At 63.7% G+C, this 16,314-nt stretch carries 23 protein-coding genes, 1 tRNA gene and 1 pseudogene; 20 read left to right on the top strand and 5 right to left on the bottom strand.

Going from position 1 to position 16,314, the window contains the following annotated elements; genetic code table 11:
- The first annotated feature begins 37 nt into the window (after nt 1-37).
- The 3 genes from H5T73_03005 (at nt 38) to H5T73_02995 (ending at nt 1,302) form a co-directional block, all read left to right on the top strand.
- On the top strand, nt 38-571 hold the full coding sequence (locus H5T73_03005; protein MBC7246735.1) for a hypothetical protein: 534 nt from the start codon (nt 38-40) through the stop codon (nt 569-571).
- Nucleotides 572-761: 190 nt separating this feature from the next.
- On the top strand, nt 762-1,022 hold the full coding sequence (locus H5T73_03000; GenBank protein MBC7246734.1) for a hypothetical protein: 261 nt from the start codon (nt 762-764) through the stop codon (nt 1,020-1,022).
- A gap of 203 nt (nt 1,023-1,225) precedes the next feature.
- Nucleotides 1,226-1,302: transfer RNA gene (locus tag H5T73_02995), tRNA-Arg, on the top strand.
- Nucleotides 1,303-1,652: 350 nt separating this feature from the next.
- On the opposite strand, the gene H5T73_02990 is transcribed toward H5T73_02995, so the two are convergent.
- Together H5T73_02990 and H5T73_02985 are read right to left on the bottom strand one after the other, a co-directional pair.
- Nucleotides 1,653-1,850 carry a hypothetical protein gene (locus H5T73_02990; protein MBC7246733.1) on the bottom strand — a complete coding sequence of 66 codons (198 nt, stop codon included), beginning with the start codon at nt 1,848-1,850 and terminating at the stop codon, nt 1,653-1,655.
- An 11-nt stretch (nt 1,851-1,861) separates the two neighbouring features.
- Nucleotides 1,862-2,290: a peptidylprolyl isomerase gene (locus H5T73_02985; protein MBC7246732.1), complete on the bottom strand. Its 429-nt coding sequence runs from the start codon at nt 2,288-2,290 to the stop codon at nt 1,862-1,864.
- Between the two features lie 279 nt (nt 2,291-2,569).
- On the opposite strand from H5T73_02985, the gene H5T73_02980 reads away from it, so the two are divergent.
- Nucleotides 2,570-4,453, top strand: a complete 1,884-nt coding sequence (locus tag H5T73_02980; protein MBC7246731.1) for a hypothetical protein — start codon at nt 2,570-2,572, stop codon at nt 4,451-4,453.
- A gap of 57 nt (nt 4,454-4,510) precedes the next feature.
- Here the strand turns inward: H5T73_02980 and H5T73_02975 are convergent.
- Both H5T73_02975 and H5T73_02970 read right to left on the bottom strand, forming a co-directional pair.
- Nucleotides 4,511-4,606 (bottom strand): annotated as a pseudogene (locus H5T73_02975) (ABC transporter permease).
- On the bottom strand, nt 4,603-4,968 hold the full coding sequence (locus tag H5T73_02970) for an ABC transporter permease (GenBank protein ID MBC7246730.1): 366 nt from the start codon (nt 4,966-4,968) through the stop codon (nt 4,603-4,605). Before H5T73_02970 ends, H5T73_02975 begins: the two are co-directional and overlap by 4 nt.
- A 9-nt stretch (nt 4,969-4,977) precedes the next feature.
- On the opposite strand from H5T73_02970, the gene H5T73_02965 reads away from it, so the two are divergent.
- A complete protein-coding gene (locus H5T73_02965) occupies nt 4,978-5,157 on the top strand; it encodes a hypothetical protein (protein ID MBC7246729.1) in 180 nt (59 codons plus the stop codon).
- 178 nt (nt 5,158-5,335) lie between these two features.
- Here the strand turns inward: H5T73_02965 and H5T73_02960 are convergent, their stop codons facing one another.
- Nucleotides 5,336-5,539: a hypothetical protein gene (locus tag H5T73_02960; GenBank protein ID MBC7246728.1), complete on the bottom strand. Its 204-nt coding sequence runs from the start codon at nt 5,537-5,539 to the stop codon at nt 5,336-5,338.
- 236 nt (nt 5,540-5,775) lie between these two features.
- Here H5T73_02960 and H5T73_02955 point away from each other — a divergent pair, with 236 nt between their 5' ends.
- The 15 genes from H5T73_02955 to H5T73_02885 all read left to right on the top strand — a co-directional run bounded on the left by H5T73_02955 (nt 5,776) and on the right by H5T73_02885 (nt 16,214).
- Complete coding sequence (locus H5T73_02955) at nt 5,776-6,189, top strand: helix-turn-helix transcriptional regulator (protein ID MBC7246727.1); 414 nt, start codon at nt 5,776-5,778, stop codon at nt 6,187-6,189.
- Nucleotides 6,186-6,404 (top strand): hypothetical protein, encoded by a 219-nt coding sequence (locus H5T73_02950; protein MBC7246726.1) that lies wholly within the window; start codon nt 6,186-6,188, stop codon nt 6,402-6,404. Before H5T73_02955 ends, H5T73_02950 begins: the two co-directional genes overlap by 4 nt.
- A gap of 216 nt (nt 6,405-6,620) precedes the next feature.
- Nucleotides 6,621-7,139, top strand: coding sequence for a hypothetical protein (locus tag H5T73_02945; protein ID MBC7246725.1), 519 nt, complete (start codon nt 6,621-6,623; stop codon nt 7,137-7,139).
- A gap of 194 nt (nt 7,140-7,333) precedes the next feature.
- A complete protein-coding gene (locus tag H5T73_02940; protein MBC7246724.1) occupies nt 7,334-7,567 on the top strand; it encodes a TM0996/MTH895 family glutaredoxin-like protein in 234 nt (77 codons plus the stop codon).
- Nucleotides 7,568-7,968: 401 nt separating this feature from the next.
- Nucleotides 7,969-9,009, top strand: a complete 1,041-nt coding sequence (locus tag H5T73_02935; GenBank protein ID MBC7246723.1) for a permease — start codon at nt 7,969-7,971, stop codon at nt 9,007-9,009.
- Between the two features lie 33 nt (nt 9,010-9,042).
- Nucleotides 9,043-9,429: a putative zinc-binding protein gene (locus tag H5T73_02930; GenBank protein ID MBC7246722.1), complete on the top strand. Its 387-nt coding sequence runs from the start codon at nt 9,043-9,045 to the stop codon at nt 9,427-9,429.
- Between the two features lie 27 nt (nt 9,430-9,456).
- Nucleotides 9,457-9,780, top strand: coding sequence for a hypothetical protein (locus H5T73_02925; protein ID MBC7246721.1), 324 nt, complete (start codon nt 9,457-9,459; stop codon nt 9,778-9,780).
- A 41-nt stretch (nt 9,781-9,821) separates the two neighbouring features.
- Nucleotides 9,822-10,307, top strand: a complete 486-nt coding sequence (locus H5T73_02920) for a permease (protein MBC7246720.1) — start codon at nt 9,822-9,824, stop codon at nt 10,305-10,307.
- Between the two features lie 17 nt (nt 10,308-10,324).
- Nucleotides 10,325-10,891, top strand: a complete 567-nt coding sequence (locus H5T73_02915; GenBank protein ID MBC7246719.1) for a permease — start codon at nt 10,325-10,327, stop codon at nt 10,889-10,891.
- A gap of 116 nt (nt 10,892-11,007) precedes the next feature.
- The gene (locus H5T73_02910; GenBank protein ID MBC7246718.1) at nt 11,008-11,376 is read left to right on the top strand and encodes a helix-turn-helix transcriptional regulator; all 369 of its coding nucleotides are present in this window, start codon (nt 11,008-11,010) and stop codon (nt 11,374-11,376) included.
- A 203-nt stretch (nt 11,377-11,579) separates the two neighbouring features.
- Nucleotides 11,580-12,758, top strand: a complete 1,179-nt coding sequence (gene arsB / locus H5T73_02905; GenBank protein MBC7246717.1) for an ACR3 family arsenite efflux transporter — start codon at nt 11,580-11,582, stop codon at nt 12,756-12,758.
- A gap of 55 nt (nt 12,759-12,813) precedes the next feature.
- The gene (locus tag H5T73_02900) at nt 12,814-13,374 is read left to right on the top strand and encodes a thioredoxin fold domain-containing protein (protein MBC7246716.1); all 561 of its coding nucleotides are present in this window, start codon (nt 12,814-12,816) and stop codon (nt 13,372-13,374) included.
- 8 nt (nt 13,375-13,382) lie between these two features.
- On the top strand, nt 13,383-14,537 hold the full coding sequence (locus H5T73_02895; protein ID MBC7246715.1) for a sulfite exporter TauE/SafE family protein: 1,155 nt from the start codon (nt 13,383-13,385) through the stop codon (nt 14,535-14,537).
- Nucleotides 14,538-14,710: 173 nt separating this feature from the next.
- Complete coding sequence (locus H5T73_02890) at nt 14,711-15,109, top strand: hypothetical protein (protein MBC7246714.1); 399 nt, start codon at nt 14,711-14,713, stop codon at nt 15,107-15,109.
- Nucleotides 15,110-15,113: 4 nt separating this feature from the next.
- Complete coding sequence (locus H5T73_02885) at nt 15,114-16,214, top strand: DUF3343 domain-containing protein (GenBank protein MBC7246713.1); 1,101 nt, start codon at nt 15,114-15,116, stop codon at nt 16,212-16,214.
- Nucleotides 16,215-16,314: the final 100 nt, after the last annotated feature.

Raw genomic sequence — 16,314 nt, 5'->3', positions numbered from 1 at the left:
CACGCGAAGAGCGGAAAAGATGGGGAGGTGTCGGCGCATGAGGAGAGCATGCATGGTCGCGGGCGCGCTGGTCCTGGTCCTTGTGTTCATGACCGGCGCCGCGTGGGCCCAGGAGGGGCAGACCAGCCAGGAGGAAGGTCCGCTGCAGCAGAGGCTGCAGCAGCGCTGGGAAACGGTCCGGAAGCGCATAGAGCTCATCATCACCCGCTTCGAGAACAATCATGAGAGGCATGAGGAGGCGTACAACAAGGCCAAGGAAAAGGTTCAGAAACTGGTCGAGGAGCTGGGCACCAAGGGTTACGACGTCTCCAAGCTCTCGCAGGACCTGGCCACCTGGGACGGGATGTTCCAGGAATTCGCGCGCGACTACGCCGCCTTCATCGAAAAGCTGGAGGAGATCTCCGGGCTCACGCCCGAGCAGGCACGGGGGCAGTTCATGTCGCTTATACGGGAAGCCCGGGAGCTGCTCAGGGCGGTGCGCCAGGACGCCCTGGACATCAGGCTCTTCTACCAGCAGACCATAAGGGCGAACATCCAGGAATTGAGGAGCCAGCTCCCCGAGGCGACCTGATCGACGGTGGCGGCACGGGCACCCACTGCGGCTTGCATGCCTGGGTGGACACTATCGCTCGCGGGGTCCCGTCGGCCGGGGAGGATGTCCGGGGTGGAGCGGAGGATTCCCGCGCAACGTGCAAGGCATGAGCGCCCTTCACGGTAAAGACGTCCGAGGAATTAAACGGAGAGAACGGGGGGAGAGCCTGATGAGCGGAAGATACGTCATGCGACGTGTGCTCGCATTACTCGCAGCGTGCGTACTCCTGGCCGGCGCCGCATCCCTTCTTGCCTCGTGCGGCAAGGGCGGCGGCGGTAGCGGCGGGAGTGGCGGAAGTAAAGAGGAGGTCAGGATCGAAGACCGGGGCGACGTCGACGCCCTGCTGAAGGACCTCGACGCCACCATGGACTCGGTGGACGCCGAAGATTTCTCCGCTGACCAGTTGAGCGACGGCGAGCTCGGCCTGTAGGACATGGCCGCGGCCCCACGGCACGGGGCATCGAGGAGCATGCCCGGGGCCGCATGTATTGCGGCGTTGCCCTGCCGCGCTACCGGCGCAGGAAGAATGCATGAAGCGTGATGCTGGACGCGTTAGGATCTGCGAGCGGCGCCGAATCCCCTTGCCGTTGCCGACGAAACCCGCTCGGCGGGTTGTGTTAAAATATCTTGTGTGCGCCCGTAGCTCAACTGGATAGAGCGACGGACTACGGATCCGTAGGTTGGGGGTTCGACTCCCTCCGGGCGTGCCAGCAGAAGACCGGGCCGGGGGACATCCCCCGCCCGGTTTTGCTTCACCTGCTGGGTGGGGAGCCAGGAACCCGCACGGGACCACGTTCTCCAGAAAGCGGGGCAGTCGATGAAGGGGAGGATACCCGCACACACCGGCGCGGCTTCCCTCCCGCATCGTCCCCTCGCCCAGGCTTGCCCGTTGATCCTCATCTTCACTGCGAAGTGAGGTCATCCGGGAAGTTGAACAGGGTAGAAAGTGCAAGGCTTGCTCGCCTTTGGCGCGGCGCTTTTCGCCGCCGGCGATGGATCCCGGTCCGATCCCACGCTTGCGAGGAACCCGCCAGGTGGTATGTTCTCCTACCCGGGCGCCTCAGCGCTTCCTCTTGCCGTCCGATTTGCCGTGCCCACGCCAGCGGTCCTTCTCGCCCTTCTTCCAGTCCGAGATGAGGCTCTCGAGGCGGGGATCCTTCTGGCGGCCGCCCCTCGCACCCCTGTATTCCGAGCCGGGCGGGTCCTGTTTTCTCGTCCGGCGTCCCTCGTCCCTTTCCTGTCCCGTTCCTTCTCTCATGGCGCCCTGCTTCAGTCCAGGACTTCCTCGATGGTGACGTTGAAGCGCAGGGTCTTCCCCGCCAGGGGATGGTTGAGGTCGATCTCCACCGTCTGTTCGTCCATGCCCGTCACCGTGAAGTTGACCACGTTGCCGGCTTCCGTCCTGCCCGTGTAGGACATCCCGACCTCGAGCTCGGCGCCGCCGGCGAAGACCCCCTTGGGGACCTGCTGAATGAGGTTGGGGTTCCTCGGTCCGTAACCGTCCTCCGGCTGCACCACGATCTCCTTCTCCTCGCCGGGCTCCATGCCCTCCAGCTCCCTTTCCAGGCCCGGGATGATGCTTCCCTCCCCGAAGACGAAACTGAAGGGGTGCCCCTCGCTCGAGGAATCGATGAGTTCCCCCGTCTCGTCGAAGAGCTGGTAGTGGAGGACCACCGTCTTGAAGGGTCCGACCTTCATGAGCAATCTCCTTTCTCCTGTACCGAAGCAACGAGGACCCAGGCCGAAGAGGCTTGGGTCCTCGAAGATGCTTCTCTACAAACCCGATTGACCTGTTATTCAATAATATATCCTTTTGGGGATGATGCCAAACAGAGCGGGTAAGAACGGGTGGGGACGGGTGTGAGCCGGAAGAGACGGGTAGGACAAACGGCGCTTGCAAAAATGTGACACGAGTGCTATTTTATAGTAACTTCCTTGCGAAGTGCCGGTTGGGGGAATGACACGAAAGGGGGAAACATGAAAGGGGCGCTCAAGATTCTCTTCACCCTGTCCTTCGCCGTGCTGCTCGTCTGCGCGGGATGCTACCGGCCAGGGGGCCCGGTGCCGGAAGACGCGCACCCCGGCGCAGCGCGGGCCTGGACGGAGGAGGACGTCGACGCCGCGGTGGTGGTGGAGGAGCAGACGGTGTACTCTCCCGCGCCGCGGGACAACGGCACGCCGCCGCCGGAATGCGACTACATACACTTCCTGCGCTTCCGCCCGGCGGACGGGTCCACGCTGCACCCGGACGATACGAGCAGGGTCGACCCCGAGAACACCGACGCCATGCTGGTCATGCTGCCGGGCATCCTGGAGGGGGCCAACGGCTTCGAGTACCTGGGCCGCCAGATGGTATATATTGCCAAGTCGCAGCGGAGCCTCAACCTGGAGGTCTGGGCGGTGGAGCGCAGGCCCAACACCCTGGAGGACCTCTCGGTGGCCAACTACCTGGAGGGAGAGGTCGACGCGGGCAGGATGACGGTGGAAGAAGGCGCCCGCAGGGCCATCGACTACTACTACCTGGGCAAGGAGGTCAACGGGCGCACCTTCCGGGGATGGCTCAAGGACCCCGACGTCCCCTTCCTCTCCGAGTTCGGGCTCAAGCTGGACACCGAGGACGTCTTCAAGGTCATCGAGACCATGGTGCCCGACCCCGTGGTGCGCAGGGAGAAGGTCTTCGTGGGCGGGCACTCCCTGGGCGGCGTCATGACCTCCATGTTCGCCGGCTGGGACCTGGACGGCGACCCGGCCACCCTGGAGGACGCCGGCTTCAACAACTGCGCCGGGCTCTTCGGGTTCGACACCACCGTCACCCCGGTAAGCGAGGTCGTGGATCCCATCCTGCGGCTGCTGCCGGAGAGCCTGTACAAGGTGGTCAAGGACATCGGCGCGGGCACCTACAAGACCCTGGTGGACTCGCTGCGCAGCGACCCGCATTCCAACCGCATCCTCCCCTTCCCCCTGATCGACGCCGAGGCCATGGCGCTGCTGGAGGCGGTGGGGATGATGGCCTATTACGATCCCGATGCCGAGTGCCGCGTGATGCGCGAGGTGCCCTACTCCGGGTCGGCGCAGATGCTCCTGCGCTTCCTGCACTCCCGGGACCTGCAGACCTTCATGGACGGCGTGCCCAAGATCACCGACTTCCGCTTCACCAACGAGGCCATGCTGGGGGTGGTCTTCGACGATTCCTTCGTCCCCCTGGGGATGATCCAGAACAGCATGGGCTTTCTCGCCGGGGGCACGGTGGTGCAGAAGCAGTTCCCGGTGTCGGACCTGATAACGGGCATACCCCTGGTCGGCGACCTGGTGGGATCCATGCTGGGCGAGGGCCCTTACTTCATCGCCAACGACGCCGGCCCCAACGCCCTGAAGCTGGGCAAGGGGCCCCTCTACCGCTGGGTGAACTTCGACGAGGTGGGTGACGAGGCCGACCCGCTCTTCCAGGACAAGGGAGGCAAGACGACCTACACCTACGCGGAGAACGAGGTCAGCGACATCCACGACGTGGCCCGGGTCATCTTCAAGGGCCCCCTCAACCTCACCGAGTGGTACTTCACCACGCGGCTCATCGCGGACATCGCCGCCGCCCTCTTCCCCTTCTCGCGGGATTACGGGATCAACTTCCTGCATGGCGACCGGGTGGAAGAACTTCCCAAGATCGAGTTCATCGCCGAGCAGGGGGTGCTTTCCAGCGGCACCTTCATGTTCTTCCCCCTCCCGGGCGAGCGGGAGCTCATCAAGGGGTACAACCACATGGACGTGCTCACCGCCTGCGCCAACGCGCCGGAGAGGCGCAGGAACGAGGTCATCGAGCCGCTCATCGACTTCGTGATGGAGAACGTTAACGGCGGGGACTGAGGCGAGCGCCACCAGGTCCAGCCACCAATGGTGATATCCGGGAAATCCCGTGCCGCGCCGCAGGAGGTCGTTGGCGTAGGTCAGGGGGGAGACGGCCGCCAGGCCCCGCGCCCAGGCGGGCATGTCCGCCAGGGGGACGAAGATGCCGCTCATGAAGAACAGCGGCAGGCGCACAACGGGAGGGCGTAGACCGCCACCCCGAAGGCGAAACCGGCCAGGGTCTTGCCGAAGACCATCCAGGTGAGGGAAACGGGGGCCGAGAGGTGGCGGTTGAAGGTCTTGGTCATCCTCTCGAAGGGCATGCCCGCGGGGGCGATGTTCGAGGAGGCGAAGAAGACGGAGATGCAGACCAGCCCGGGAATCCCTTCCTCGATGTGGCCCCTTTTCCCCACGAAGAAGGCCAGGAAGAGGAAGAAGGGGAACACCAGCCCGAAGAGGAGCACCGGCGGCTTCAGGCAGTAGATCCTCATGTCCTTTCCGGCTATCACCAGGGCACGGCGCAGCTCCTTGCCCAACCTCTCGCGGTGAGGATCATCCCGCTCCCTCCCGGGGGCGGGATACCCCCCTGCGAAATGGCGTCGCATGTCATCTTCGCCGTCATCTCGGGCAAGGTTGCGGTGGAGGTGAACGGCGAGGAGGCGTTGCTCGAGGAGGGATGGTGCCTTACCACCGGGCCCGCGGTCCTTTCCATGCGCAGCGAGTAAGGCGCGAGGGTCCTCGGTATCCAGGTGCCGTACGGGCAAAGCGAACCGGGGGAAGTGGTTCCCGACCGGGGCCGGATATGGCCGGGCCGGCATTACCGTGTTGGAGGTCGTAGGATGAACCCGCCTCACCGGTAGGGGGTAAAAGCCGGTCCGGTCGCCGAGGCCGCGATGAACCGGGTCAACATGGGGCGCCCAGCTGTCCCGGAGGCCCTCCCGCGTCGAAGGTCCTCCGCAGTCCGGAAGGCCATTCCGCTTCCCTTGTTCTGGGCTTCAGGACCTCGTCGTTCAAGAATCTCGACGCTTCCTCGCCATCCTGGTCGGTGATCACGCGCTTGAGCCATATCAATGCGTCATCGTCAAGGATCAGGGAGATCCTTTTCATGCCGCTTCCTCCTCGACCATCAGGCGCGAGTACTTGACCGTAATATCACGCGGGAGAGGGCGATCACGCGGGAAAGGGCGCGGAGGGGAACGGAGAACATCCACATTGCGACATGCCGAAGAGCCTTCCCCGGCGGGCAGGTCATCAGGAATGGGCTTGGTCATTGACATGGGGGTGAGGCGGGATAAAATACAAATAGTTATAAGTACAAACCATTGTTGGTGAAGGTGGAGGCCATGGTTGGAAGGGAAACCCTGAGGTGCGTGGCCGATCCGGAGATAATCGAGCTGGCGGAGGAGCTGAAGATCCTCTCCGACCCCAACCGGCTGCGCATCATGTGCCTGCTCCTGCGGGGAGAGAGATGCGTTTGCGAGGTGGAAAAGGAGCTGGGCATCTCCCAGCAGCTCGCGTCCCACCACCTGAACGTGCTCAGGGAGGACGGGTTGCTGCGGGTGCGCAAGGAGGGCACCTCCTCCTACTACGCGGTGGCGGAGGATAAGCTGGACCGGGTCGTGGAAGCGTTCCTGCGCTACCTCGGCCATCGCGGGAGGCGTGAAGGGGAGAATGGCGATGCGTGCTGTACACCGGCTCCGGCTGCTCTTTCGCGAGGGGCGAAGAGCGTTTCGGGCAAGGGAGGAGCGAGGAGATGAGAAGGATAGCCGTGTCCCTGGGGGAGGAGGAGCTCATCTGGATAAAGCGCATCCTGGCCGACGACGACCGGGACGAGGCCTTGAAGTTCATCCGCGAGGTGCTGGAAAAGAGGGTCAAGGAGGCCGATCTGCCTCACTGCGTGCCGGTTTTCGAGGAGTCCTACCATCCCAACCAGGGTGAGATGGTCACAGGGAAGAAAGGTGACGGGGAGTGACCGGTTGGTGCGCGGGGCGAATGCCCGTGACGGCGGGAGAAGCGGAGCGGGGACCCTGCTTTCCCGACTTGATATGGAGCCCATGGCGAGGGTAGACGGACTGTCCCCCGGTACGGTGCTGACGGACCTGCCGAGGACGGCGCGGGTCATGGGCGGGCGCGCATTTGAGCGGCGTATCAAGGCGGATAAAGACGAAGGAGCGAAAGGAAGCCGGAGATGCTGATAAGCGACTGGGAGCTGGAGATGTTCTCGCCGCCCTGCGACCCCGGGTCGCCGATCTGGGTGGCCAGGGTGAAGACGGATGCCGACCTGGGGCCGGTGATGCCCTACGTCAACGCGGAGGTGAGGAACGCCTTCTACGACCCCAAGGTGCCCACCATCGTGTGGCGGGAGGGCGCTCACAAGTACGCCCTGCGGGAGAACGTCGTCAGTATCAACAACCTCAAGGATCGCGCTCACGCCGAGAGGATCGCGAAGAAGGCCGTGGAGCGGCTCAACGACATATGGGAGCGAAGAGAGGGTATAGAGCCCGACCATACCACGCGGGTCCCTCCCAAGCTGCTGGACGTCCTACGCTGCCTGCCCCGCACCAACTGCGGAAAGTGCGGACTGCCCTCGTGCATGGCCTTCGCCGCCCGGTTGATCGAAGGGGAAAGGTGCGTGGAGGACTGCCCTCCCCTCCTGGAGGCGGGCATGGAGGAGAGACTGGACAAGCTGCGCGAACTCGGATTGTAGGAGAAGAAGGCACGGAGGGAAGGAGATCCCAAGGGAAGGAGATAAGGAGGCGGCGTCAACGAGCGGCGGGGGTTGACGTGATGATCGACCGCGGTAAACAGGCCGGTTATGCTGCCGGTTGATGGGAGCCGGCGACATGGAAGTCATCGGGGACCAAGAACGGAGATTACCTGCAGACGATGGAGGTGAAAGACATGGAGATCAAGGTACTGGGACCGGGATGCAAGAAGTGCAAGGCCACCAAGGAGGCCATCCGCGAGGTGGTGGAGGAGCTGGGCCTGGACGCCCGGGTGGACGAGGTCACGGAGATGAGCGAGATCATGAAGTACAACGTCCTCACCACGCCAGGGGTGGTCGTAGACGGCAAGGTGGTCTGCAAGGGAAAGGTACCCTCCAAGAAGGAGATCGAGGGCTGGCTCAAGGCCTGAGGGCCGCAGGCACTCCCACTCCTATTCCGTAAGCCCTGCGGTCCGCCGCCCAGGTTCTCCAGGGCGGGGGCATCTGGCGAAGGGCCCCGGGGAAAGCGAAGCGGGAGCCGAGCCCGGGACTCGGAATCCCCTAAAGACCTAAAGGGTCAGCGGCGGGGAAGGGGAGTTTTCGTCGCCGGATCCGGGAGGTCGCAGGGAGAGACGTGGGTGACCCGTGGCGGTCGAGGGGGCAGCCGGTGCGCCGGCGGGAAGGCCCGCGGGAAGGAGCGTGGAGGGATGCCGGAATCGGAAGGCGCGAGCCGGCAGCCCGGTACGAATACCATGGTTTTACATGGAAGTGCGTTAGGTGAGGAAGTAAGGAAGTGGTGGAATTGGCAGCGATAACCTTCGGCGGCTTGATGATGGAGGGCCTGCGGACGCTCGTCGAGTACGTGGCCGAGCACACCCTCTTCTGCCTTATCCCGGCTTTCTTCATCGCAGGGGCCATCATCGCCTTCCTGAATACCGCCGCGGTCATGCGTTACTTCGGCCCCAGGACGAACAAGTTCCTTTCCTACTCCGTGGCCTCGGTCTCCGGGGCCATCCTGGCCGTGTGCTCCTGCACCGTGCTCCCACTGTTCACGGGCATACGCGAGAAGGGGGCGGGCCTGGGGCCGGCCGTCGCCTTCCTCTACTCCTCGCCGGCCATCAACATCCTGGCCATGACCTATTCCATGAACCTCCTGGGGTACGACCTGGGGGTGGCGCGCATCATCGGGGCGGTGGGCTTCGCCTTCTTCATCGGGCTCATCATGGCCGCCGTCTTCCACAAGGAGGAGGAGAGGCGCGTGCGGGCGGCGGAGGACGCGGAGGCCTTCGCCTACGACGACGGGAGCCGGGTAAGGCCGGGCTACCAGAACCTCATCTATTTCGGTGTCCTCATCGCCATCCTGGTCTACGGCACGGCGAAGATGCCCACCATCGTCAAGTACGCGGGCGAGGTGCTCCTGGTGGCCCTGCTCATCTACCTGGTGAAGCGCTGGTTCACGCGCGAGGAGGTAAAGACCTGGTTCCTTGAGACCTGGCGCATGGTGAAGTTGATCCTTCCCGTGCTGCTCGTCGGGGTCTTCCTGGTGGGCGTGGTCAAGGAGCTCATCCCCTCCGACGTCATCGCCCGCTACGTGGGCGGAAACACCATCGGAGGCAACGCCATCGCCTCGGTATCCGGGGCCCTGATGTACTTCGCCACCCTCACCGAGGTGCCCATCGTCAAGGGACTCCTGGAGCTGGGAATGGGCAAGGGGCCGGCCCTGGCCCTGATGCTGGCGGGGCCCGCGCTCTCCCTGCCCAGCATGATCGTGCTCATCCGCATCATGGGATTCAAGAAGGCCGGGACGTATATCCTGCTGGTGTGCCTCTTCGCCATGGGCACGGGGTACATCTTCGGGATGTTCGCGAAGTAAGGCCGTTTGGGACCTGAAAGGAGGAGATTCGCGATGGCCGAGTTCAGGGTAGTCATAGCCACCTGCTACGGGGCCGCCAATACCGGGCAGCTGGCGGGGGCGGTGGCCACGGAGCTGGTGAAGGAGAACGAGGACTACCACCTGGTATGCCTGCCCGCGGTGGCCATCGACAAGGACACCGGCTTGAACAAGATCGCGGGGGCGGAGCTCTTCGTGATCATCGAGGGTTGCCCGGTGATGTGCTGCTCCAAGATCGTGGAGGAGCACTCCGGCCGCAAGCCGGACATCCGGGTGGAGATGGTGGAGGACTACGGGGTTAAGAAGGCACCGGTGCTCGATTACGATGAGGCGGAGAAGGAGAGGATCAAGGCGGACGTCAAGCGGCGCATCGAGGAGGCCCTGGCGGCGAGGCATGAATAGCGCGCGGCAGGGCGGGAAGGGAAAAGGATGGCCATCGTATTCGTAAAAGGAGGGCAGTGCGGCAAGGAGACGGTGATCACGGCGCGGAAGAACACCCTCACCACCGTGTCCCTTTCCTTCGAGACCTCCTGCGAGCACATCGCGGAGATGGCGGAGGAGCTCAAGGAAGTCAACGCGGGGAGCGAGATGACCCTCCCCATGCGGGACACGGCGGTGTACCGCGCCGCATCCGAGCACTGCTGCCGCAACTCCTGCATCGTGCCGGCGGCGACGCTCAAGGCGGTGGAAGTGGCCGCGAGCATCTTCCCGCCCGAGGACGCCTGCGTCAACTTCCTGGAAGACGCGCTGTGAACGATCCGGGCGGCGGGAAAGGAAGGAAAGGGGTGGACTGAGTGGATCTCACAACCCTCGTCATCCTCGTCCTGACGGGCGTACTGCTGCTCCTGAGCGTGATCAAGGACCGGAAGAAAACGCTGGCCGCGTTGCGCGTCGCCTACAAGGGCTTCATGCGGCTGCTCCCCGGCATCCTGGCCATCATCCTGGTGGTGGGCCTGATGATCGGTTTCGTTCCCGCCAAGTGGATCGCCCAGGTGATCGGCAAGAACAGCGGTGCCCTGGGGGTGGCCATCGCTTCCCTGTTGGGTGCGGTGCTCTTCATCCCGGTCATCATCGCCTTCCCCCTGGCCAAGTCCATGCTGGACATGGGGGCCGGGATCATGGCCACGGCGGCGTTCATCACCACCCTGACCATGGTCGGCTTCGTGTTCCTGCCCCTGGAGATCAAGGAACTGGGAAAGAGGTTCGCCGTCGCCAGGAACGCCTTGAGCTTCCTCGCCGCCGTGGCCATCGCCGTGGTGATAGGGGTGATCATAAGGTGAACGAAAAGGCCGATGCCGTGGCAAACGGCAGGAAGAGAAGCATAAGGGAGAGAATACGGTGGGATTACGCCATCCTCTTCCTTCTTATTCCCGTCTTCATCGTCCTGGTCGTCGTGTTCCCCGAGAAAGGCGGTACGGCGCGCCATGTGGCCTGGGAATACTTCAAGGAGATGGCCATGATCCTTCCCGCGGTGTTCATCATCATGGGCTTGGTTAGCGTGTGGGTGGAAAGGGAGTTCATCGTCAGGTTTCTCGGCGAGGAATCCGGGGTCAAAGGAGTCGTCCTCTCGTTCATCCTGGGAAGCATTCCCATGGGGCCCCTCTACGTGGCGTTCCCGCTGGCGGCGGTATTGCTGAAAAAGGGCGCCAAGGTCGCCAATATCATCATCTTCCTCTCCGCCTGGGCGTGCATAAAACTCCCGGCGGAGTTGATGGAGTTCCAATTCCTGGGCTGGAAGTTCACCCTGGTGCGATACCTGGCCACCCTGGTGGTGGTAGTGGCCCTGAGCGAGGTCATCGGGAGGGTTTTTTTCAAGCAGGGCTACGAGGCGCCGGACGAAGCCCTCGGCGAGGTCGAGGGCTGATACCCGGGGAGAACAAGCGCGCGGGGTTCGGTGCGATAAAGATCGCTCCTTGATGAATGATAAATTATTGTTTATATTAACCTGGGTTTATATATGCGACTATATGGAGGTCGGAGATGAGCGCGAAGAAGCTGGCGGAGTGCGTGAGCAAGAGCGAGATCAACGAGCTTCATGACATGCTGAAGATCATCAGCGATGTGAACCGCTTGAAAATAATGTGCCTTCTCTTCCAGGGCGAGAAGTGCGTCTGCGATATCGAGGAGCAACTGGGCATATCGCAGCCGCTGGCCTCGCACCACCTTTCCGTGCTGCGGGAGGTGGGCCTGGTGAGGGCACGCAAGAGCGGCACCTGGTGTTATCACTCGCTGGTGCCGGAGGCGGTGGAGAGGCTGAACCGGCTTTTTCTGGAAATACTCGGAACCCACAAGATAGACCGGCCGTATCCCCGCAGGGAGGAATGCGAGAAAAGGCCGGCCCGGACATGAGACGCCCCTGTTCCCTGCTCCCGGAGGCGTAAACGCGATGCCGGCGAGCGTCGGGGACGCGTAGAAGTACGTGATGGCTGGGAGGAAAGGCACGGACCGCAAGCGAGCATGGTAGAACTTGCTCGGGAGGGCGGGCGCAGCGAGCCGCACTGGGGAGCTTGCCGCGCAGCCCGCAAGAGAAAAGCAGCAAAGGAGGAGCGAGGTTGGAGGAGCAGCCGAGGGTAGCCAGGCGGCTGGGTTTCTTCGAGAAGTATCTCACCATATGGGTCATCGCCTGCATAGGCGCGGGCATACTCCTGGGCAAGGCCTTCCCCGGTATGGGTGAGGCGCTGGACAAGGTGTCGGTGGCGCAGGTCTCCATCCCCATCGCCGTCTGCCTCTTCTTCATGATGTACCCCATCATGGTGAAGATCGATTTCGCCGAGGTCATAAAGGCGGGCAAGACCCCCAAGCCGGTGCTCCTCACCCTTTTCGTCAACTGGTGCATCAAGCCCTTCACCATGGTGGCTATCGCCACCTTCTTCCTGGCCTTCGTGTTCAAGAGGTGGATCCCGGGAGCCGACCTCGGCACCCACTACGTGCCCACCACCGGCGGCATCATGGTGGACGGAGTCCTGCGCCCGGAACTCTACCGCTCCTATATCTCCGGCTGTATCCTGCTGGGCATCGCTCCCTGCACGGCCATGGTGCTGGTCTGGTCCTACCTGGCGAAAGGGAACGACGGGCACACCCTGGTGATGGTGGCCATCAACTCCCTCACCATGCTGGTGCTCTACGCGCCGCTGGGAGGCTGGTTGCTGGGAGTGAACAGCATGCCCGTGCCCTGGCTGACCATCGTGCTCTCCGTGGGCATCTACGTGGCCCTGCCGCTGGTAGCGGGGTATTATTCCAGAAAATGGATATTGAAGCGCAAGGGCATGGAGTGGTTCCAGGAAAGGTTCATCCACTACCTGACCCCCGTCACCATCATCGCCCTCCTGGTGACCCTGGTCATCCTCTTCAGCCTCAAGGGGCAGCTCATCATCGACCAGCCCATGTCCATCGTCTACATCGCCGTTCCCCTCTTCATCCAGACCAACCTCATCTTCTGGATCGGCTACGGGCTGGCCAAGCTCATAAAGTTGGACTACCGGGACGCGGCGCCCTCGGCCATGATCGGCGCCTCCAACCACTTCGAGGTGGCCATCGCCACCGCCACCGTGCTCTACGGCATTGCCTCCGGAGCGGCGCTGGCAACGGTGGTGGGGGTGCTCATCGAGGTGCCGGTGATGCTCCTGCTGGTCAAGATATGCCTGCGTACGCAGCACTGGTTCCGGCCGGAAGAGGCTCCCGCCGCCGCGGAGCCCGCGGCCGCGGAAGGAACGGCGACGGTGAGGGAATGAAGTGAGTACGCGCCGGGCGGCGGAACGTTTCGCGGTATGAGAGGGCCTTATAAGCATGGCCGAGAAGAAGCGCAAGCGGAGAAAGGCCTGGAAGGCGGGGAAGAGATTACTGATAGCTTCCCTGGTCTTCGTGACCTGTATTTTTCTGGTAACCCTGGCCGACTGCGGGTGCGGGGAGGATGTCGAGGTAAAGGAGAACGCGCCGGCGCAGGCGGCGGAGAAGTCGGAGGATGCGGAGACGACGGATGCCGGTTTTTCGGCCGCCGGCAAGACCCCCTCCCAGGAACTTATCGAGGAGTCTCTGCGGCAGGGAAAACCCGTTTTCCTGAACTTCCACTCCAACCAGTGCATCCCCTGTATCGAGATGGAAAAGGTCATCGCAGAAGTGCAGCCGGATTACGCGGGACGCGTATCCTTCGTGGTGGTGGACGTCTACGACGAAGCCGAGCTTCCCCTCTGCGATTATTTCCAGGTGAGGGTCATCCCCACCAGTTTCTTTATCCAGACCGACGGCGTGGTGGTGGACGCGTACGAGGGGCTTATAGGGTCCGACCAGATGAGGACGTTGCTTGACAAGCTGATCTCGGGAGAAGGCCAAGCCTCTCCACCGTCGTGATGATAAACATGAAAAGGTCGACTTACTGCGTGGCTGCGGCCGCGATCGCCGTATTGCTGGTCATGCTCCCCGCCTTCCCGGGATACCATTCGGACATTTCCTCGGCGGACGATGGCGGGGACAAAGGTGCGGTGGAGCTGGTCTATTTCTACCCCCGTTTCCGCTGCGTCTCCTGCGAGCAGGTGGATTCCTTTGCCGAGGAGGCGGCTTCCAGCTACCGCGGGCATGGCCTGGAGGGCGTCCCCTATACCAGGCTGGCCATCGACGATCCCGCCAACCGGGAGCGGGTGGACGAGTACGGGGTCGTGGGCTCATCGCTTTTCCTGGTGCTCCGGGAGGGAGGCCGGGAAGAATTCCGGGAGCTCAAGGAGGTCTGGTTCAAGTGGGAGGACCGGGAGGGCTGTATCGCCTATATCCATGCCCAGCTGGACCGGGCATTGGAGGGAAGCCAGCCCGCCGAGGATTCCGGCATCCCGCTGGCGGGGATCCCCCTCCTGGCCGCCCTGGTGCTGGGGCTCCTCACCGCCGTCTCTCCCTGCCCCCTGGCCACCAACCTGGCCGCCGTCGCCTATATCGCCAGGGATCTGGAGCATCGCGGGAGGGCAGCGGTGGCAGGTGCGCTCTACACCATGGGCAGGGCCTTCACTTACGTGGCCCTGGGAGTCCTGCTGGTGTACCTGGGGGCCAACGTAGTGCGCATATCGGGGTTTCTGCGCAACTCCTCCGTCTATTACCTGGGGCCGCTTCTAATCCTCGTCTCGCTGGTCATGCTGGACGTGATAAACCTCTCCTTTTTCAGGGGAGGGCGCATAGCCGGCCTGGGGGAAAGGATATCCGGGCGGGGGGCGCTGGGGGCCTTGCCCCTGGGGGCGCTGTTCGCGCTCTCCTTCTGCCCCTACAGCGCGGTGCTCTTCTTCGGCATGCTCATCCCGCTGGCCCTGGGAACGCCGGGAGGGGGCGTGTTTCTCCCGGCCGTCTTTGCCCTGGGCACGGGCCTCCCGGTATTCGTTTTCGCCCTGGCCATCGCCTTCGGGGCGGGAGCGTGGGCGGAGCATGCGGAGAAGGTGCAGAGGTGGGAAAGGTATTTCCGCAAGGGAGCCGGGCTTGTCTTCCTGGGAGTGGGCCTGTATTACCTGGTGTTGCTGGTGAAGACGGTATGGTGACGGGGGTTGAGATGGGGACCAAAAGCTGGGGTGTCGTACAAGGTTGCGCGGGCGGTTATAGGTTCCTTGCGTCGTGGAACGGGTGGTAGGCGTTGGGTTCGTGCGGGCGGGAGCGCAGGCGGGAGGGTTGAACCGCGCGTTTCAGGAGCGGATGATCAACGGGGAGGCTTACCATGGAAGGAGGCGTGGATATGTCCGGGGAGGTCAAGAGGATCGAGTTCTTCATCCCCGCTCCGGCCTGTGCCTGTTCCGGGGCCGCCTTCCTGCGGGACACGGAGAAGCTCTCCCGGCTGGAGATGTTCATGGACGCGGTAACGGAGAAATATCCATCGGCGGAGATAATCCGCTATGCCATGGAGCAGTATGAAGCCTACGCCGAAGGCCTGCGCAGGCTGGCCGCTTACCTGCGCGAGGCGGGCGAGGAGGATTTCGCCTCGCGCATCGCCTTCTCCCTGCGTTATGTTCTCCCCGCCGTGGCCGTGGACGGGAAGCTGGTGGCCAACGGCAGGGTGCCCGACATGGAGGATGTGGTACAGGCCCTGCAGGCGGGAGAGGTCGGACCGGAAAGGTGAAGACTTGGCGGTTGACAGGGAGGCGGTGATCGTCTTTCCCTCCACCCATCACATGCTGCGCGCCGAGGCGTTGCTCAAGGAGGAGGGATTCCGCTTGCGGCTGGTTCCCGCGCCCCCGCAGGCGGGGGAGCTGTGCACGACCGCCATCGCCCTTCCCGGCGACGAAGGGGAGGCGGCGGCGGGATTCCTGGAGAAAAAAGGCGTGCTGATCAAGGCCGTGCTTCACCCGGAGAAGGCGGAAACGGACGCCGTTGCCGATATCCTGCGATCCTACGCCTCGGAAGCTTCCGCGTTCCCCGGCATCGGGAATGTATTGGTAAAGATTTCCACAAAAAACGAGCTGGAACGCGAGGACATCGCCGCTCTCGTCCGGCCAGGCCCCGGGGAGGAGCTGGTGCGGCGCGCGGCGGAGGACCTGGCCCGTACCCTCTCCGGAGGCTGGATGACCGCCGCGGCGGTCCTGAGGATCGCCGGCCGCCGGGACCGGTCCGGTCCGGACGGGGATACGGTCGGGCATTACGGGGATGTTGACGCGGACCTCGGGCGCATGGAGGAGACGGTGAGGGAGATGTCCTCCCTGGGGCTTGTCCACCTGGTCCTGGACCTGGGGGAGATGGACGGCCTTCCCTGGGAGGCGGGGGATTTCCGCCGCGTCCTGGGAGAGGGAATCGTGGTGGTGGTCTACGCCGACCGGCTGCCCGGTCTCGCGGGGGAGCTGGTGAGGGACTTCGGGGTGCGCCAGGTCCTCCTGCGGAGGGACGACCTTTTCCGGCTGGATTTGGGGGAGCTGGCCGACGAGATGGTCTTCCTACGGGACAACCGTCCGGGCCCGGTGGGCAGCGGGAACCTGGTTCCCCTGCTTCCCCGGGAGGAGGTCACGGAGGAGGAACGGGACCGCCTGTGCCTGGCCGTGGCCATCCTCCGGCTGGTCCTGGGAGACGCCTTCCTGCCCCTGCCGCGCGCGTTGTGGAGGGACGGGGATCTCTGCGGGGGTAATTTTCTTATCCTGGAAGGAACCACGGGCGGGCTGGAGGAGTCGGTGAGGGAGGCGGAAAGAGTCCTCTCCCCGAGAGGCTGGACCCTGAAGAGAGCAGGGAGGAAATAGCGGGGGGCGGCCCGGCACCTCGGCATCCGCGGCCGGTCACGTCAAGGCGGCAAGGCGGCAAGGCGGCAAGAGAGCAAGACAACAAGAGAGCAAGAGAGCA

It is taken from the genome of Actinomycetota bacterium, from assembly GCA_014360655.1.
In the GTDB taxonomy this organism is placed as follows: domain Bacteria; phylum Actinomycetota; class Geothermincolia; order Geothermincolales; family RBG-13-55-18; genus JACIXC01.
Note: the sequence above shows the minus strand (reverse complement) of the source record. Positions and strands in the feature narration are given on the sequence as shown.

What these genes read in the sequence shown, in the direction of transcription:
- H5T73_03005 (MBC7246735.1), top strand. Translation starts at nt 38, where the DNA reads ATGAGGAGAGCATGCATGGTCGCGGGCGCGCTGGTCCTGGTCCTTGTG.
- H5T73_03000 (MBC7246734.1), top strand. Translation starts at nt 762, where the DNA reads ATGAGCGGAAGATACGTCATGCGACGTGTGCTCGCATTACTCGCAGCG.
- H5T73_02990 (MBC7246733.1), bottom strand. Translation starts at nt 1,850, where the DNA reads ATGAGAGAAGGAACGGGACAGGAAAGGGACGAGGGACGCCGGACGAGA.
- H5T73_02985 (MBC7246732.1), bottom strand. Translation starts at nt 2,290, where the DNA reads ATGAAGGTCGGACCCTTCAAGACGGTGGTCCTCCACTACCAGCTCTTC.
- H5T73_02980 (MBC7246731.1), top strand. Translation starts at nt 2,570, where the DNA reads ATGAAAGGGGCGCTCAAGATTCTCTTCACCCTGTCCTTCGCCGTGCTG.
- H5T73_02960 (MBC7246728.1), bottom strand. Translation starts at nt 5,539, where the DNA reads ATGAAAAGGATCTCCCTGATCCTTGACGATGACGCATTGATATGGCTC.
- H5T73_02955 (MBC7246727.1), top strand. Translation starts at nt 5,776, where the DNA reads ATGGTTGGAAGGGAAACCCTGAGGTGCGTGGCCGATCCGGAGATAATC.
- H5T73_02950 (MBC7246726.1), top strand. Translation starts at nt 6,186, where the DNA reads ATGAGAAGGATAGCCGTGTCCCTGGGGGAGGAGGAGCTCATCTGGATA.
- H5T73_02945 (MBC7246725.1), top strand. Translation starts at nt 6,621, where the DNA reads ATGCTGATAAGCGACTGGGAGCTGGAGATGTTCTCGCCGCCCTGCGAC.
- H5T73_02940 (MBC7246724.1), top strand. Translation starts at nt 7,334, where the DNA reads ATGGAGATCAAGGTACTGGGACCGGGATGCAAGAAGTGCAAGGCCACC.
- H5T73_02935 (MBC7246723.1), top strand. Translation starts at nt 7,969, where the DNA reads ATGGAGGGCCTGCGGACGCTCGTCGAGTACGTGGCCGAGCACACCCTC.
- H5T73_02930 (MBC7246722.1), top strand. Translation starts at nt 9,043, where the DNA reads ATGGCCGAGTTCAGGGTAGTCATAGCCACCTGCTACGGGGCCGCCAAT.
- H5T73_02925 (MBC7246721.1), top strand. Translation starts at nt 9,457, where the DNA reads ATGGCCATCGTATTCGTAAAAGGAGGGCAGTGCGGCAAGGAGACGGTG.
- H5T73_02910 (MBC7246718.1), top strand. Translation starts at nt 11,008, where the DNA reads ATGAGCGCGAAGAAGCTGGCGGAGTGCGTGAGCAAGAGCGAGATCAAC.
- H5T73_02900 (MBC7246716.1), top strand. Translation starts at nt 12,814, where the DNA reads ATGGCCGAGAAGAAGCGCAAGCGGAGAAAGGCCTGGAAGGCGGGGAAG.
- H5T73_02895 (MBC7246715.1), top strand. Translation starts at nt 13,383, where the DNA reads ATGAAAAGGTCGACTTACTGCGTGGCTGCGGCCGCGATCGCCGTATTG.
- H5T73_02890 (MBC7246714.1), top strand. Translation starts at nt 14,711, where the DNA reads ATGGAAGGAGGCGTGGATATGTCCGGGGAGGTCAAGAGGATCGAGTTC.